At 61.6% G+C, this 15,889-nt stretch carries 11 protein-coding genes; 7 read left to right on the top strand and 4 right to left on the bottom strand.

Going from position 1 to position 15,889, the window contains the following annotated elements:
- Positions 1-198 precede the first annotated feature (198 nt).
- Positions 199-1,062 carry a pirin family protein gene (locus AOZ53_RS17285; protein ID WP_054475928.1) on the top strand — a complete coding sequence of 288 codons (864 nt, stop codon included), beginning with the start codon at positions 199-201 and terminating at the stop codon, positions 1,060-1,062.
- Between the two features lie 212 nt (positions 1,063-1,274).
- Here AOZ53_RS17285 and AOZ53_RS34210 read toward each other — a convergent pair whose 3' ends face one another.
- On the bottom strand, positions 1,275-1,781 hold the full coding sequence (locus tag AOZ53_RS34210) for a hypothetical protein (RefSeq protein WP_156333420.1): 507 nt from the start codon (positions 1,779-1,781) through the stop codon (positions 1,275-1,277).
- 421 nt (positions 1,782-2,202) lie between these two features.
- Positions 2,203-2,829 (bottom strand): tyrosine-type recombinase/integrase, encoded by a 627-nt coding sequence (locus AOZ53_RS17275; RefSeq protein ID WP_054488677.1) that lies wholly within the window; start codon positions 2,827-2,829, stop codon positions 2,203-2,205.
- Between the two features lie 263 nt (positions 2,830-3,092).
- Between AOZ53_RS17275 and AOZ53_RS34205 the strand changes: the two genes are divergently transcribed.
- From AOZ53_RS34205 to AOZ53_RS17240, 6 genes are all read left to right on the top strand, one after another.
- Positions 3,093-4,181: a hypothetical protein gene (locus AOZ53_RS34205; RefSeq protein ID WP_156333419.1), complete on the top strand. Its 1,089-nt coding sequence runs from the start codon at positions 3,093-3,095 to the stop codon at positions 4,179-4,181.
- Positions 4,182-4,522: 341 nt separating this feature from the next.
- Positions 4,523-5,044, top strand: a complete 522-nt coding sequence (locus tag AOZ53_RS17265; RefSeq protein WP_054488673.1) for a sigma-70 family RNA polymerase sigma factor — start codon at positions 4,523-4,525, stop codon at positions 5,042-5,044.
- A gap of 16 nt (positions 5,045-5,060) precedes the next feature.
- Positions 5,061-6,056 carry a FecR domain-containing protein gene (locus AOZ53_RS17260; RefSeq protein WP_054488671.1) on the top strand — a complete coding sequence of 332 codons (996 nt, stop codon included), beginning with the start codon at positions 5,061-5,063 and terminating at the stop codon, positions 6,054-6,056.
- A gap of 207 nt (positions 6,057-6,263) precedes the next feature.
- The gene (locus AOZ53_RS17255; RefSeq protein WP_082385670.1) at positions 6,264-9,029 is read left to right on the top strand and encodes a TonB-dependent siderophore receptor; all 2,766 of its coding nucleotides are present in this window, start codon (positions 6,264-6,266) and stop codon (positions 9,027-9,029) included.
- Positions 9,030-9,280: 251 nt separating this feature from the next.
- On the top strand, positions 9,281-10,171 hold the full coding sequence (locus AOZ53_RS17250) for a hypothetical protein (RefSeq protein ID WP_054479326.1): 891 nt from the start codon (positions 9,281-9,283) through the stop codon (positions 10,169-10,171).
- 170 nt (positions 10,172-10,341) lie between these two features.
- Positions 10,342-11,874 carry a surface lipoprotein assembly modifier gene (locus tag AOZ53_RS17240; RefSeq protein WP_231690630.1) on the top strand — a complete coding sequence of 511 codons (1,533 nt, stop codon included), beginning with the start codon at positions 10,342-10,344 and terminating at the stop codon, positions 11,872-11,874.
- Positions 11,875-11,976: 102 nt separating this feature from the next.
- Here AOZ53_RS17240 and AOZ53_RS17235 read toward each other — a convergent pair whose 3' ends face one another.
- The gene (locus AOZ53_RS17235) at positions 11,977-12,486 is read right to left on the bottom strand and encodes a hypothetical protein (protein WP_054488665.1); all 510 of its coding nucleotides are present in this window, start codon (positions 12,484-12,486) and stop codon (positions 11,977-11,979) included.
- Complete coding sequence (locus AOZ53_RS17230; RefSeq protein ID WP_156333418.1) at positions 12,483-15,743, bottom strand: hypothetical protein; 3,261 nt, start codon at positions 15,741-15,743, stop codon at positions 12,483-12,485. The genes AOZ53_RS17235 and AOZ53_RS17230 overlap by 4 nt, the downstream gene beginning before the upstream one ends.
- Positions 15,744-15,889: the final 146 nt, after the last annotated feature.

Genomic DNA, 15,889 nt, shown 5'->3' with positions numbered 1-15,889 from the left:
GGAACGACGCGCCGGAACTGATGCCGGTTGTCTCGCCGCCTCGCAAACTGGAACCAATTTGAATCTCACCTCCCTGTAGTGTCCTATTCATGGAACAGTGCTTATCAATCGCGGGGACTACCGAAAGCAGCCCCGCGCCCTTATCTTGATAGGTATGACGAACGGCCCCGCAGGGGCCGCGCAACAGGAATGACGATCATGAAGAAGATTCTGGGTGTGCATGCCAGCCCGCGTCCCCACTGGGTGGGCGACGGCTTTCCGGTGCGCTCGATGTTCTCGTACAACGACAAGGGCAAGAACGTCAGCCCCTTCCTGCTCCTGGACTACGCCGGCCCGGCGCAATTCGCGCCGGCCACGCAACCGCGCGGCGTCGGCCAGCATCCGCACCGCGGCTTCGAGACCGTGACCATCGTCTACAGCGGCGAGGTCGAGCACCGTGACTCCACCGGCAACGGCGGCGTCATCGGGCCCGGCGACGTCCAGTGGATGACGGCCGCCTCGGGCATCCTGCACGAAGAGTTCCACTCCCCCGCGTTCACCCGCAAGGGCGGCGAGCTGGAGATGGTGCAGCTGTGGGTCAACCTGCCCGCCAAGGACAAGAAGGCGCCGGCCGGCTACCAGAGCCTGCTGAATGCGGAGATCCCGGTGGTGTCGCTGCCCGACGATGCCGGCTCGCTGCGCGTCATCGCCGGCAGCTACGGCGGCCAGACCGGCCCGGCCCGCACCTTCACGCCGATCGACGTGTGGGACGTGCGCCTGTCCGCCGGCAAGACCGCGACCTTCGCGATCCCGGCGGGCCGCAACAGCATGCTGGTGATGCTGCGCGGCACGGTGCTGGTCAACGGCGAAGCAGTGGCGCGCGACGCGCAGCTGACGCTGTTCGCGCAGGACGGTGACGAGATCACGGTCGAAGCCAACAACGACGCCGTGTTCCTGGTGTTGAGCGGTGAGCCGATCGACGAGCCCGTGGTGGGATATGGGCCGTTTGTGATGAACTCGCAGGCGGAGATCGTCGAGGCGATCCAGGATTTCAATGCCGGGAAGTATGGGCAGATGCATTGAAGGGGCGGGACCGGCGGTGGGTTGTCGGTCCTGCTGAATGAGGCCGCGTTTCCTGGGTTGGGGAACGCGGCTTTTTTTGGGGCGATGGGGTGGCGTGGGAGTCGCGTTACGACCCGTTGCTGTCGTTCGTTCTTCGGTTGCCAGTGCCTGTCGATCAAGTCGAGCGGATCGACGTGTTGTCGACAAAACGACATAGGCCCGCTCGCACGACGTCAGGCATTCTGAGCAGCGTATGCATCCTGCTTATCAAGGAAGGCCGACACACGACTATCCCCATGCGCCAAGTCTTGAGATACCTTGAATTCCTCAAAATTTTGTGCTGCTACCACCAATGCTCGGGTGGTAGTAGCGTTGCTAAGCGCAATGCCCCGGAAGAGAGGGTTAGCCCAAGGACGCTGATCGACTTTGACGAAGGCGAGAACCCCGCCGACCATTACCCGATACATGTTGAGGCCTTCCTTGCGATCTGGCTTGGGAGCACGATAGGCGAAGACGCCAGCATCGTCGGGGCTGAGCCGAAGACGCAGTAGCACGGCATCGAAGAAGTTGGGGATAGGCGCTGCCTCAAAGGCGACGCGCTGAAGCTCACTTTTGTAGGGGCCGAGATCGATTTTGCCAAGCTCGCGGCGAGCAACTGCGTATTTCCAGAGCAGCGCTGCATAGAAGCGCAATGTGACGTCTGGCGCCTGTTCAGCACTGACCACCTTGAGCTCCTGCACACCTACTCCAGCATTCCGTAGCGATACGAACGCCTTTGCGGTGCTCTCTTCAAAACGGCCAATAGACGAATCACAGTGTCCACAGAGAATACTTGAGTCCCAAAGGCCTGACTGACTCTCGAGATACCCAGGGCGTGAGGGTAATACGAAGGCATGCGCTTTCCCAACTTGGACCTCTGTAGCCATTACCCGCGGAATCAGGTGCGACTTGATCGTAGGACAAGCGCTGCAAATAAGACAGGTCATTTCGTTTTCGCAAGAATGAACATTGGCCGAATGAAAGCAAGGCTGGAATAGTACTCGCGAAGCAAAGTGACTTTCATCACGCGAAGTTTCCCACATCTGAGTAGCACTTGTACTTGGAGTCAAGTTCCGACGACTGCTTCTGGCCGGCAAACGACCGCTCGCCGGCCGGGATGCATCAAACCTCGGTTTGCTCTGCCATCTCAAGAGCATCGTCGACCTCGATGCCGAGATAGCGAACGGTGCTTTCCAGCTTCGTATGCCCGAGCAGCAGCTGTACAGCCCGAAGATTCTTCGTCCGGCGGTAGATCAGCGAGGCTTTTGTACGGCGCATAGTGTGGGTGCCATATGCGGTATCGTCGAGGCCAATCGATGCGACCCAGCGATGCACAATACGGGAGTACTGCCGCGTCGACAGATGCGGTGACGTATGCAAGCGGCTCGGAAACAGAAAATCCGCCGCCTTTAGTCCTCGCGCCTCGATCCATGCTTCAACGCTCTCACGGGTTTGCTCCGTTATCTCGAATTGAACCGGACGCTGGGTCTTTTGTTGCCTGACGGTGGCTCTCGCGGCCACATGGCTTCCGTGACGTATGTCCTGCACCTGCAATCGCGTGAGATCGCACGCTCGAAGCTTGCTATCGATTGCGAGATTGAACATTGCGAGTTCCCGGACGTTCGACGCCATCTTCAGTCTCGTTCGGATTGCCCAAATTTCTCCTAGCTTTAGCGGTGGCTTCTGCCCGGTGAGTTTGCCCTTGTTCCAAGGCACACGACGGCCAACGGTAACATTCGCGGATTCCATGACAATCTCCTTTCGCGTAAAGGGAGATTCAGTGTGCTCCTACGGAGGGTCTCTATCCCGACCCGGACCAGTCGACGGATATTCCTCGCGCAACGGCGGTTGATGGCCCGACTTCGACCAACAGCGCAAAACCGGGTGCAACGGCGCGCACAATCATCGCTGCCAAGAAGAAACAAGCACGCAAACTACACCGACTGTACAATTATGATGAGTTATTGGGTGGCAATAATTTATTAATTCATAAATATCCAAAAAGGCAACTTATGAGCGAAGAATTGACCAAAAGTTTGAATCGACTTAGTCTTTGTTTTGTTTATTTGGATGGTGCTTATAAGTTATCAAGGGAGAATATAGATGACCACGCAAAAAGGTCCATTCTACGATTCTTTTTCATTCAGCTTGATAATCTTATCGGCCTGACTGCAAGAGCGAAAAATCTCCTCTACAGGAACGGTTCAATTAATATCAAGCAGAAAAAAACGATAGAAGAAAAAATAGCCATCTTGGAAGGAAGCTATGGAAACGCCTATGACGCTATACGCGACAAAGTGGCAGCCCACACCCAGCCGATGGATCTCATAGAACTTCTGGGTTGGTGGAATGATATTGATAAAACGACGATTGAAGTGCTGTACGACGACGCCGAAGAGATAAAATCAAGCGTGGCTAGAGCTGCGCATATAACCTTTTCGGCTCTCCCTGAGCAAATACCGCTTCAGTTTCCGGATAATGGCAAAATCGCCGTCCGCTCGTCGCGGACGCCTTCAGTGTCAGCGGACCGATTGTCGTTAGCGAAGCAGAACGTTGTATCGATGATCGAGGGGCATGAAACTCAGAAGAAGGCACAGGCGGTGCTTTCGATCATCGACTTCCTTGAGTGCAATTTTTCGCTGACAGTCGCCGTCGACAATCCAGAAACTCTCTACAAAAGAGTGGTATTCGATATTGGATGGCTCCTTGCGATTGTCGATTTATGCTCGTTGATCGATAACTTGTTTAAGGATGATAAGTACGACAAATCCCTCCTTACATACTGGAAGGAGCATGGAATAAAGGGCCATGACATGCTATTTTCGCTTTTTCAGGCTAGGGAGTTGAGTCTTGAAAATGAACTTCGCGATATTAGAAATAAACTGGCCGCACACATTGATACCGAAGAAAGCATCCTAGATACCATAATTCGTTTCGAGAAAATTGATTTGGCGCAAGTCCATTCCTACGCGATAAGAATAGTTAACGCTTTCCGTGACGCGTGTCGTGTGGACATCAGGACCAAAGTCTTTCTTATCCACGGAATGACGGTCAATGCTGTCTCGATCGCTCGTGACTCTAGTGTCCCGTTCAGCGAGTAATCTGACTTTCGCTGCTGCGGGTTGCAAAAACCCGCAGCGCTACGCATACATGACGGCTCCGGCATAGGCGCCAAGTCGTTCGTGCCCAGAGGCTAGTTCGGCCTGCGAGCGGTCAGTCTAACTACACCTGTCATGGACCGCTTCTGGCCGAAAGCGGTCCTTGCCAAATCACATCAATAGCCCACATTAAGCTGACCAAGCACTTCCCCGACACTCGCCAAGGTTCCCTCCCCCACCTCAGACAAACCCGATTTCCCCCACCCCCCGCCCATCCCCCCACCCCATCGACTATAAAAACAAACCAATTCCCATTCGCACTTCACCCCCGCCGTCCCCACCCCATGAAAAAGTGCCTCGCCCCCACCGCCCACCAGGTCGGTGGCCTATACCGCGAGCATCACGGTTGGCTGCGCAACTGGCTTCGCACTAAAGTCCGCCGCGCCGAAGACGCCGACGATCTGACCCAGGACACTTTCGTCCGCGTGCTGTGCGCCGCCACTCCCCTCCATATCGACACCTCCCCCCTGCGCGAACCGCGCGCCTATCTGGCTACCGTGGCCGGACGGCTGGTGGCCAATTTCTACCGGCGGCAGGCGCTGGAAATCGCCTATCTCGAAGTCCTGGCCACCCTGCCGCCGCAGCAGGTGCCTTCCCTCGAAACCCAGGCGCTGGTGCGCGAGGCGTTGTTCGAGTTCGATCGCATGCTCGACGGCCTCGACCCGAAGGTGCGGCAGGCACTGGTGCTGTCGCAGTTCCAGGGGCTGCCCTACACGCAGATCGCCTTGAACTTGAATGTCTCGCTGCGCACGGTGAAGAACTACATCGCGCGCGCCATGGCGCACTGCTGCCTGGCGGCCTTCTGATCCCCGGGCAGTTTGCATGGCCGAGTCCCGCCCGCCGTCGTCCGCCGAGGAATCGGCCGTACACGAAGCCGCCCGCTGGTTTGCCTGCCTCATGGCAGAGGACGCAACGCCGCGCGATCGCGTTGACTGGCAGGCCTGGCTCGACGCCAGCCCCACGCATCGCCAGGCCTGGGAACGGCTGCAGAAGATGCGGTGCGCCTTCAGCCGCGTGCCGGCCAATGTCGCCACGGCCGTGCTCACCCCGTCCGCGCGCCGGCGCGCACAGCGCCGCAGCCTGCTGTCGTTGATGGGGATGGGCCTGCTGGCCACCGGCGCCTATGGCGTCATGCGGCCAGGGGAGCCGGGCACCTGGCAGACCGCGACCGGCGAGCTCCGCCAATTTCAACTGGACGACGGCTCGCAGCTCTATCTGAACACCGCCACCCGCGTGACGCTGGATTTCAGCGACGCGCGGCGTCGGGTGGTGCTGCGTGCCGGCGAGATCCTGATGCAGGTCCATCAGGACCAGACCTCGCGGGCCATGCCGCGCCCGTTCGTCGTCAGCACGCCGCATGGCGACATCCTGCCGCAGGAGGCCCGCTTCACGGTGCGCCTGGATACCCGCGACACGCGGGTGCAGGTGTTGCAACAGTCGGCCACCATCCTGCCCGGCCAGACGCAGGATCACCCTTCGATCCGCATCCCTGCGGTGCTGCTGCGCGCCGGTCAGGCGGTGTCGTTCGATGCCGACGGCGCGGAGCCGGTGAGCGCCGCGTCCGTGGATGCGCAGGCTTGGCTGCATGGCCGCCTGGTGGTGGAGGATCGGCCACTGGCCGAGGTCGTCGCCGAACTGGCGCGTTATCGGCCCGGCATCCTGCGGTGCGATCCGGCGGTGGCCGATCTGAAGGTCTCCGGGGTCTTCTCATTGCGGGACACCGACGAGGCGCTGGAAGCAATCTCGGACAGTTTCCCTGTGCAGGTGCGGCGGCATACGCGCAACTGGGTGACGGTGCTGGCTCGTCCAGGAGCGTAGCCGGGGCGGTGGCGCAGGCGGCGGCCTCGTGCCTGACGCCATGGATCAAGCGCAAAATCGATCACATAAGTATTTTTTTCAATCGCATTTGCACTTTCGTAGCACGTCGCGTGTCCTCAATGACGATGGCGCTCGCCATGGACGCGAACCGAACCGGTTCCGGTCATGGCCTCGCTTCCCGTTCAATCACTCTGCCGCGATATGTCCATGCACGATCCCTCCTCCGCTTCACCGGCCAGCGCGTCTGGCCGCTCCTCGCACCATGCCGCGCCGGGCGCGCGCCAGTTCACGCTGAATCTCACGCTCATATGCCTGTTGGCCGCCTTCACGCCGCTGCGCGCCACCCACGCGCAAACGCCCTCGGCAACCCTCACCGCCAGCACCTTGCAGGTGGACATCCCGGCCGGTCCGCTGACCACGGTGCTGAACCAGTACGCGCAGGCGGTCGACGTCAGCCTGTCGTTCGACGCCTCGCTGCTCGCGGGAAAGGAATCCGCCGGGTTGCGGGGAAGTTTTGAGGTGGAGGCGGGTTTCCGCCGCATCCTGCAAGGCAGCGGATTCGAAGCGGTGGCGCGTGCGCCGGGGCGCTACATGCTGCGCGGCTTGCCCAAGGCGGCAGGCGCGGACGCCACCGATGTGACCCAGCTAAACGCCGTCACCGTCAGCGGCTACTGCGAAGGCGACGCGCCCAACCGGGGCTACACCGTCAGCAGCACGTCCAGCGCCACCAAGCTCGACCTGGCGCCAAAAGAAACGCCGCAGAGCATCACCACGTTCACGGCGCAGCAGATTCAGGATCAGGGGTTGTTGACGGTCAGTGAAGTGCTGGACCAGACGCCGGGCATCACACTGATTACCGCCGGGGTGGCGGGCGCCGGCAACCAACCTGTCTATTCACGGACCTTTCCGGTCACCTCGGTGCAGATGGACGGCGTCATGGCCAGCAGCTACATCCTGTCCGGCTCCGCCAACGGCAACATCGGGCTGCAGGATTCCTTTCTGTACGAACGCATCGATGTGATCCGCGGCTCCAACAGCCTGACTGGCGGCGAAGGCGATGCGTCGGCCAGCTTGAACTTCGTGCGCAAGTATCCCTACCTGGATCGCCACCTGTCGGCGAATTTGAAATACGGCAGCTGGAACAATCGCCGCGCCGAGCTGGACTTCTCCACGCCGATCAATGACCGGTTCCGGGTGCGGCTGGCGGCAGCCATGCAGAAGGGCAATCACTGGGTCGAGCGGGTCAAGAGCGATCGAGGCGCGGTGTCGCTGATCGGGCAATTGGACGTGACGGAGAACAACCGCATCAGCGCCGGCGTGACGCAATTCGACTTCAAGCTGGACGGGGCCTCGCCGCATGGCTTGGCGAGGTATTCGGAAGTGTCAAACAACAGATTCCGGCCTGGAGAAAAGGAATTTCTACCGGAGGGCATACGCGACCTGCCGCCAGGCGACAGCGTATTGCCAACCGGAGGCGTTCCGCGCAGCTTCAATAACGCAACCCCTTGGTCACACACCCATCGCAATTACACCAATCTATTTCTCACCTGGGACCATGATTTCAACGACGACTGGTCATTCAAGGCCAGCTACAACCATGCCAGCAACATAGATGACCAGTTGTACGGGGAAATGGGATCCCGCTATTACGTGCCCCAAGCGGGGTTGGCCAGCTACGTTGCCAAACGCGACCATCAAGAGAACATCGTCAATGCCGTGGATGTTCACCTGAAAGGCCGTATTGAGGCATTCGGCCGGGACCAGGAATTCGTCGTGGGCGCCAATGCCTATAACGTGAATCACATGGTCTACGGTGGCTATGATTCCTTCGGGACGGCGGAATACCCCCTACTCGCTTTCGAGTCATGTGGCCGCCGCAATCGCTCTTGCCTCCCACCGAGGTCGCCCATGGGTCGCACGTCGATAGGTGCCATTCCCATCGAAGGCTGGACCGCTCGCCTTCCCGAGGAATCAGAGTTGGCCGGCTCCCGCAGGGACATGTACAGCGCCAGGGAACGATATATCACCAAGCGCCGGCAAACCGGGTACTACTTCAGCAGCCATTTACGACCGATTTCGCGCGTTCATCTCATTCTGGGCGGGCGTTGGGCCAAGGATGTGGAGACGGACCATGTCGACACCGACTGTCTAGTCGACCACTGCAACTCCACCCACTTCCTTCCCAATTCCACCAACCCCACCATGCGCCCGAAGTTCCTGCCTTATGGCGGTCTGATCGTCGAACTGACGCCGCAGATCAATGCCTACGGCAGCTATACAACGTCCTACGTGCGCGACCCCGTCTATAACGGTTCAAACGGTGGCACCAACGCCATTACCGGCGATTACCTCCCCCCGGTGCGCTCGATCACCGAGGAGGGAGGCCTCAAAGGCGCATTCTTCGACGAACGCCTCAATATCGCAGTCTCCTACTTCAGGATGACACAAAAGGACTTTCCCTTTCAAAGCTACGATCCCAACGCCCCGACCACTGACAACAACGGCTGGCGCGTCTATGGATGGGAATTCAATGCCACCGGCGCCATCACGAAAGACTGGAATATCGCCGTGGGCTACGTCAAACAAAAACAGGTCCTGCCGCCATTCAAGGGAGAGATCATGTTTTCGGCGGTTGACGACCTGACTGGCAGCTATCGCGCGCCCGAACAATCCTTCAAGTTGTTCACCACCTATCGCGTCAAACGCCTGACCATGGGCGCAGGCGTGCGCTGGCAGAGCCGCACACAGTCCGCCTGGATTCCCATGGACCTCGAGCGCCGCAAGCAGGACTACCTGATGCGACAGGACGCCTACTACGTCGTCGACCTAATGGCGCGCTACCAGATCGACCGGCACTTCAGCGTGCAACTGAACGTCAACAACGTATTCGACAAGGTCTACTACCAGCACGAACGCTCCTTTAATTCAGCACCGCCACGGAATGCGTTGCTGACCTTGAGCTACCGCTTGTGAGGGTACCCGGATCATCCGACGCGCAGCCGTCCTCTGCCGCATATAACCGAATCGGACGAAAGGACGCATGGGTTTGCAAAACGGCGTGCACTTTCACTACCGGTCGCGTGTCCTCCTAGATGTGTGGATCCTAGCCGATCAGATCCCAGTCCTGGCGACAACGCTGGCTGCCGGGTTCACCCAGGTCCCCAAAAAAAACCACCCATGTTGCCACTGGGGATCGTTCATCATCCCTTTTCAAGGACACGACCATGCGCAAACTCGCCTCACTTTCCGCCGCCTTGCTGATGACCGGATCCGCCGGCGTCGCCTCCGCAGGCTGGAACCAATTGGACCTCGACCAACCCAGCAACCTGGAAGAACAAGCAAATGTCGTCTACCAGGGCTCGTTCAATTACAACGGTCAGACCTACGGTCCCTCCACTTCCGCGACCGTTCCGACTCAGGCCAGCACAGGCATTTCCAACGTATTCGATCTGAACTCCCTGCAAGCCTTCACCCTGTATGGCAAGAACGGCCCCGGAGGCACGGGCCGCAACGATGATCTGAGCCTGACCTCCAATGACAATTCCGCGGCCGCCGGCGTCAAGTCTCCAGTGGTCTACCGCGTCTACCGTCAGAACTACTCGGCGGCGGTGGTCAACCTTGCACGTGGCACAGTGGGCCGCCACTTCGTCAAGAGCATCGTCGGCGAACAGACCGCGCCGGACACGCTGGTAAATGGCACCTACAACTACGCCGGTGTGACCTTCTCGAACTTCCCGCGTGGCATGTTCGATTACCAGGTCACGGTAACGGGCCCCAGCTCCGCCACGGGCCAGGGGTCATTCTCGTTGGACGAGATCAAGATTCCTGCCAAGATATCTTCGACCGGCAAGGACATTGTCTTCAACATCAATAACGGCAAGCTGGATCCGACGGCTTTGGATGCGACCGGCAACGGTCTGGTCTTCGCCGGAGACGTGACTATCACCACGAACGACGTCAGCAATCCCGACGCGTGGAAGGAAATCGGTGGTCTCGTGGCGAAGCCGGAATATGACCTGACTCTCTTTGGCCCCAACGGCGCGGAAATCGCCGGCGCCATCAGCGGCCTGCCTGACCGCATCGGCTCCGTCGCGGTCATCGGCGCAAAACAGTAATCGCTACCAGAAGGGCGGAGCAATATCTCTTCAACATCAAATAGACATCGACCCAAATCGGACTGCTATTTGATATTGATCGCCATTGAATTGCGATTTTGCCCATCACGGACTGCAGGGATTCCCCTGCAGTCCTTTTGCCTATTCAAGCCGCCGCATCCGGGAGGCCCGTGCCGCACCCTCTCTCGTCCAACCCCTCTCGCCGTCATTCACTGTTCACCGCAATCGTCATCAGCCTGCTGGTCACGGGCTATCCGCTTACGCCCCAGGCCCAACCCGCCACGCCGTCACCCGCCGTCCTGCCGGCTCCCGTCCGCCCGCTGGAGCCGGACACCCCGACGCTCCCCCCTCCCCCTCGCCCCACGCCCGCCATCACGCACCGCCCGCCCACCCAACCGGCCCAGCCACCCGTCGAACTGACCGACCAGGACCTGGCCCACGACCTCAGGCTGACCGAACGCATCCTCAACCAGGCGATGCTGCAAGAGGACTGGAGCACCCTGCGCCGGGTGATGCGCTTCTACCCCTGGATGGCCGGCGTCGATCCGATCCTGCGCGACTACGTGCATGGCGCGCTGCTGCGCCACGACGGGCGGCTGGCCGAGGCCATCGCGTTGTACCGCCAACTGGTGGCGCAGCATCCCGACCTGGGCTACGTGCGGCTGGAACTGGCCACCATGCTGATGGAGGATCGCCAATTCGCGCAGTCCGACGCCGAGCTGGCCGACCTGCGGCTGGGGTCGCTGGAGCCGGCGGCGCAGCGCAGCGTCATGCTTTACCGTCAGGCATTGGCGCAGCAGCGCCGCTGGAATTTCCGCCTGGGCGCGGGCACGGCCTACAGCAACAACGTCAATTCGGCCAACCGCGACCCGATGCTGTACCTGCCGGTCGCGACACGGCAAGGTCCCTTGTGGGTGCCGTTCGCGAAGGGCCGCGACGCGTTGCCCAAGGCGGATTGGGGGTTGAAATACAGCGGCAGCGCCAATGTCGAACGCAATCTCGGCGGGCATCACTACTACACGCTGGGCGCGGATATCGACGGCACCGCGTATCGCGTGCAACGCGACTACAGCGACCGCTCCCTGACCTTGCGCGGCGGCTACAAGTGGCAGGACGCCACGCGCTGGTTTGCCGCGACGCCCCAGGCGGGCCGCAGCTGGATGGGCAGCCGGCGCTATAGCCACAACCGCGGCTTGAGTCTGGAGTACGGGTGGCGGCCAACGCCGGGGTGGCAGTTGATGGGGGCCTGGCTGTGGCTCAAGCGCGGCTATGGCGACCGGGCCTATGCCGCCTATGACGGCCATCTGGAAGTGCTGTCGCTGACGGCCATCCGCGTGTTCTCGCCCGCGCTGTTGGCTTACGCCAGCGTCGGGCTGCAGCGCGAGGCGGTGGCGGCGGGCGAATACACCTATCGCTTTCCCTGGGCGCAGCTGGGCGTGGTCAAGACCTTCGGGCAAATGTTGGGCACGCGCTTGAGCGCCCGCTATGGCAGACAGGCGTATGAGGCGCCCTATGCCCTGTTCCTGAACCAGCGACGGCGCGATCATGAGCTGCGCGTGGACGCCTCGGTCTGGACGCCGGACTTCAAGATCGCCGGGTTGGAGCCGAAGCTGAACCTCAGTTACCTCAAGATCACCAGCAATCTGCCCATGTATGCGCGGGACCGGACCGAGGTCAGCCTAATGCTGGAGAGGCGGTTCTAGACGGCAGCCATGTCGGCGACTAACGCAAATCCGTCCATGCTCACGCCTTCTGGTCCTGTCTCACGGCCATGGACATCTCCTTGAGCATTCCGGCGAAAGTCGTCACGGCGCAAGACGCCCAGCCGCGCGAGCGCGTGCCCACCAAGACTCGAACTCATCCCGCGTGGTTTCACGCTCGGCGAGTTCCGGGTCCCACAAGTCTTCCGGCGGATTGAAACACCAATCCTCGGGACCCGTGCTTTCCGCGTCGCCACTGGCCGACACAACGACCTGGCGCGTGCGATACCCCTTTTCGTCGTACTCGACGAAATAGGTCTCCTGATCTTCAGGAAATTCCTGCTTGATGTAGACGTTGCCTCGCCCGACCAGCGCGCCGAATTTCGGATTGGCGCGCTGGAGGCGGCGCTGCGCTTGCAGGTCGTCAAGGCCCGCGGGAGCGGGATCGCCGATGCGAATCGACGGAATGTCCGTAAACCTCCCAGGATCCACCTCGGTCTGGTCGACAACCACAACTTCGGCATAGGTCTGGACGATTGCCGCTTCCGAAGGCGCCTCTATCCACCACCACAGGGATCCCATGCCGTAATCATGGGCGACGAGGAATCGCTTCATTCGGAAACCTCATCCGGATACGTGATCAGGTCGGCCGCGTCGGAAACCCAGCCATCCTTGTCATTCCGATAGAATCCCAGCCGCTGGCGCATGTCCTCCGTCCAGCCAATCCTGTTCGACATTTCGCGCAGCAAGCCCAGGCCGATCCGCCGCATGCGGGCATTGCCTTCGGCCCCCAGCAATGCTTCGACCTGGATGAGTTGATCCGGGCGCGCACCAGACGCCGTCTCTGCAAGCGAATCCAGGACATCCCCGACGACGCCGGGATGCAGCAATTCCGAAGAATCGAATTGCCGCGCGGTCATCAACGCGGCCTCCGGACTCAATACCGAGAATGCGAGCCGCAGCGCCAGCCCCGGATGCCAGCGCCTGGCCAGCAGGGCCTCGACCAGCAGGTTCGCCGACGCGGCCAGTTCCAGCTGGCCACGGTGCAACTGCCACAGATACGCATCGACAACGGCAGCCAATGACTGCGCCCGCGTCAAGCCGGCGAAACCGCCTGCCAGTTCCCGCGGCAAGCTGCCCGCATAGATACCCAGCAGCGCGCGCGCCGCCAGTTCAACCAGCGCGACATCGACGTCATCGAGCCGCGCGGCCAGCGCTTGGTACAGCGTCGGCTCGCCTTCCCCCGGCGGCATCGCGATCAGTCTTTCCAGGGTTTCCTTGCGGATTTGCGCGTCGGGATGTCCAAGCAGCAATGCAAGATGCCTGCTCAATGCGCGCTGGCTGTCCGGGGCAAGACCCACCGGCGGAATACGGATGGTTGCGCGCGCGAGCGCAGGCTGCTCGTTGCGGGCGGCGGCGTGCAATCGCTGCCAGACCTCAGGGCGATCAAGGAAGTTCCAGTACGCCCGCATCAAGGCGATCACCACATCCGGATGCAGCCTGGGTTCGGCTTCGATCCGGGTCAGGAATGCGAAGGCGCCGTCCGTCCTCAGATCGCCAGCGAGCCGAATGATCTCCTTGGCCACGGTGATCTTGCCGCGCGGCACGCGGTCGAGCAGGTCCAAGACCCGCGCGGGGGGCAGGTTCATCAGGGATCGACGCAAGGCATAGATGGCGATGCGGGCCCGGCCGTCATCCAATGCCTGCATCAGCGCTGCCACGCCGCGTCCCGCATCGGCGCGCCCGAGCACTTCCAGCGTCTTGTCACGCAGTCCCTGGTCAGGCGCGTCCAGCCGCGCGAAGTCGAAGAGCGGCGCCAGATCGATGGACGGCATGGCCGCGTATCGCTGGACGCAACCGTAGAGTTCCCAGGCGTTGCGTTGCGGGCTCGTGAGGATATCGAGCAGTTCGCCGGCATAGCATTGTTGCTGGGCGGCCGTCCACCGGGAGAAGCCGCTGTCATAGGCGGGAAGAAACGCCGCCTTGCCGCTCGGAAACCGCCCCTTGTAGACGCGGGCGCTCAGGAACGGCGTCAGCAGGTCCTGCCTGCGCACATGCAGATGCGAGGAAACCGCCGAAACCTGGATCCAGCTCGGATCGTCTCCCACCAATTGGGGGACCAACTCGGCCACCCGCTTGCTGAGTCCGAGCCTCACCAGCGTCTCCAGCCCCGACCGCGCCACATGGCCACGCTTGTCCCGGGTCAGGCCGGCCAGCAGGTCGACGAACAGATCCACGGCTTTGGCGCGGCATCCGAAGCCCAAGACCAGTTGCAGTGCAATCTGGCCGCGATCCCGCCGGATCCATGTCTGGAGCAACCCCATCAGATGCGGGGCGATCTCAAGCAATTCGTTGTCGCTCAAACGGGATTCCCAATACCCGTAGCGGAGATTTCCCATGCTGCCCATGCGCTCGACAAGGCGAGGCAGCGTCTCGACGACGAAAGCGGCATGGGTGGCGATGATGGCCATCAACCATTGCGTGGCCGCCAGCATGGTCTGGTGCGAGCAGTCCCTGGCACGCAACGCGGCATCGATCAGCGCGGAGAACCCGGGCAGATGCCGGGTTTCCCAACGCGAAGGCGGCAGCGCCGCCAGGGCGGTCAGCATGGCAAGCCGCACCGGGTCTTGCTCGTTTTCACGGGCCCGGCAGAAGTCCAGGATGGCGGACAAGCTGGATGCCTCGTATCTCCCGGCCCCCACCACCGCCGCCACGGCCTGCGCGCGCAATTCGCCATCAGGCTGCGACAGGAAAGGCTGGGCCAGGGCCAGCGCTTCCTGAAACGGCAGGCAGGACAGATACGGCAGGCGGATCATCGGCTCGGCAGCCAGCAGCCGCAGCGAAAACGCATGGCGCGCTTCGGCCTGCCGGGTGGCGCTGGACAGCTCCCGCACGAACTCAAACGGCAAGGCCCCGCTGTCCCGGCGCCAGGCTTCGCCGCCATGGCGGTAAAGCGCGTCCCGCTGGCTTGCGCGCAGCTGCGGGAAGACCGCCTGCAAATTGGGCAGCGCGTCGACCGACGACAGCCTGCACAGCGCGGGCGCGTCCAGGCGCCGCAAGGCTCGCGGCGTGAAGGGAATGCGCTGCCTGCTTCCCAGGCCTTCGACAATGGCGCCGATTTCCTTCGGGAAGAAGGAGGCATAGCGCGTCAGGGGAAGATCACTCACCGGGAGTCGGGTAACCGCCACGCGCAACAGGCTCAACCCAGCCGCCCGGTCGCTGCGCAACATGCGATAGAGCGAAGCTCGGACGGCAAGCCGCAACACGTAGGAAGGATTGCCGGACGTCTCCAGCGCCTGCACCAGCTGGTCGCGCACGAATCCCGGCAAGCGCTGCGCCAATGCCGCCCACTGCGGCGCCTCGAGCGCGGCCAGCAGCTCCGCGTCCAGATTGCCGCGGATGAACGCATCGGTCGTCCACGGCAGAAGATGGCGGCGCGCCGCACCGTCAAGTGTCGGGTAGACGGCATCGTTCACCTGTCCGCGCCCGGCTCGCCAGAGCTGGCTGGCAAGATCCCGGCGACACGCCTTCGTCATGTCCGGCATCAGCCGCACCAGCAGCTCGTCGGGCACGACACGCGCCGCCAGCCGGGCGGCACGCAATGCCAGCATGGGCGACGGATCGGCGAGCATCGTGACGATCAGATCCGTCGCATGGGAACCACTGACCGACATCAACGCCAACAGCCGCTCGTAGTGGACCTCCGATTGCGCCAATGACCGCAGGTCTTCGGCCAGAGGCGCACTCGTGAGGGATTCACGACCGAGCGCCACCATGCGCTTGTAGCGTTGATCATGGCTGAGGGGGGCAACATCCGCGAGAATGCGCCGCGCGGACGGGCGCGGTTCTTTCCGTGAGGGCGTCATGGTCATTCGGTAAGCGTGCGTAGGATTGGGCGCGGCGCCATTCACACAGCGCGGCCGGGAATTGTCAACGGCGATAGTAAAACGATTCGCTCAAGCGGTCTGCTTGCATCCGCCACCGATACTGCAATTCGTTGGAGAGGTGTTCCTCGGTC

Source organism: Achromobacter sp. 2789STDY5608621 (assembly GCF_001299375.1).
In the GTDB taxonomy this organism is placed as follows: Bacteria; Pseudomonadota; Gammaproteobacteria; order Burkholderiales; family Burkholderiaceae_B; genus Achromobacter; species Achromobacter insuavis.
The sequence above is the reverse complement of the archived record's forward strand: the minus strand, read 5'-3'. Positions and strand labels throughout refer to the sequence as shown.

Coding starts and splice junctions, on each gene's coding strand:
- AOZ53_RS17285 (WP_054475928.1), top strand. CDS start 199: ATGAAGAAGATTCTGGGTGTGCATGCCAGCCCGCGTCCCCACTGGGTG.
- AOZ53_RS17275 (WP_054488677.1), bottom strand. CDS start 2,829: ATGGAATCCGCGAATGTTACCGTTGGCCGTCGTGTGCCTTGGAACAAG.
- AOZ53_RS34205 (WP_156333419.1), top strand. CDS start 3,093: ATGAGCGAAGAATTGACCAAAAGTTTGAATCGACTTAGTCTTTGTTTT.
- AOZ53_RS17265 (WP_054488673.1), top strand. CDS start 4,523: ATGAAAAAGTGCCTCGCCCCCACCGCCCACCAGGTCGGTGGCCTATAC.
- AOZ53_RS17260 (WP_054488671.1), top strand. CDS start 5,061: ATGGCCGAGTCCCGCCCGCCGTCGTCCGCCGAGGAATCGGCCGTACAC.
- AOZ53_RS17255 (WP_082385670.1), top strand. CDS start 6,264: ATGCACGATCCCTCCTCCGCTTCACCGGCCAGCGCGTCTGGCCGCTCC.
- AOZ53_RS17250 (WP_054479326.1), top strand. CDS start 9,281: ATGCGCAAACTCGCCTCACTTTCCGCCGCCTTGCTGATGACCGGATCC.
- AOZ53_RS17235 (WP_054488665.1), bottom strand. CDS start 12,486: ATGAAGCGATTCCTCGTCGCCCATGATTACGGCATGGGATCCCTGTGG.
- AOZ53_RS17230 (WP_156333418.1), bottom strand. CDS start 15,743: ATGACCATGACGCCCTCACGGAAAGAACCGCGCCCGTCCGCGCGGCGC.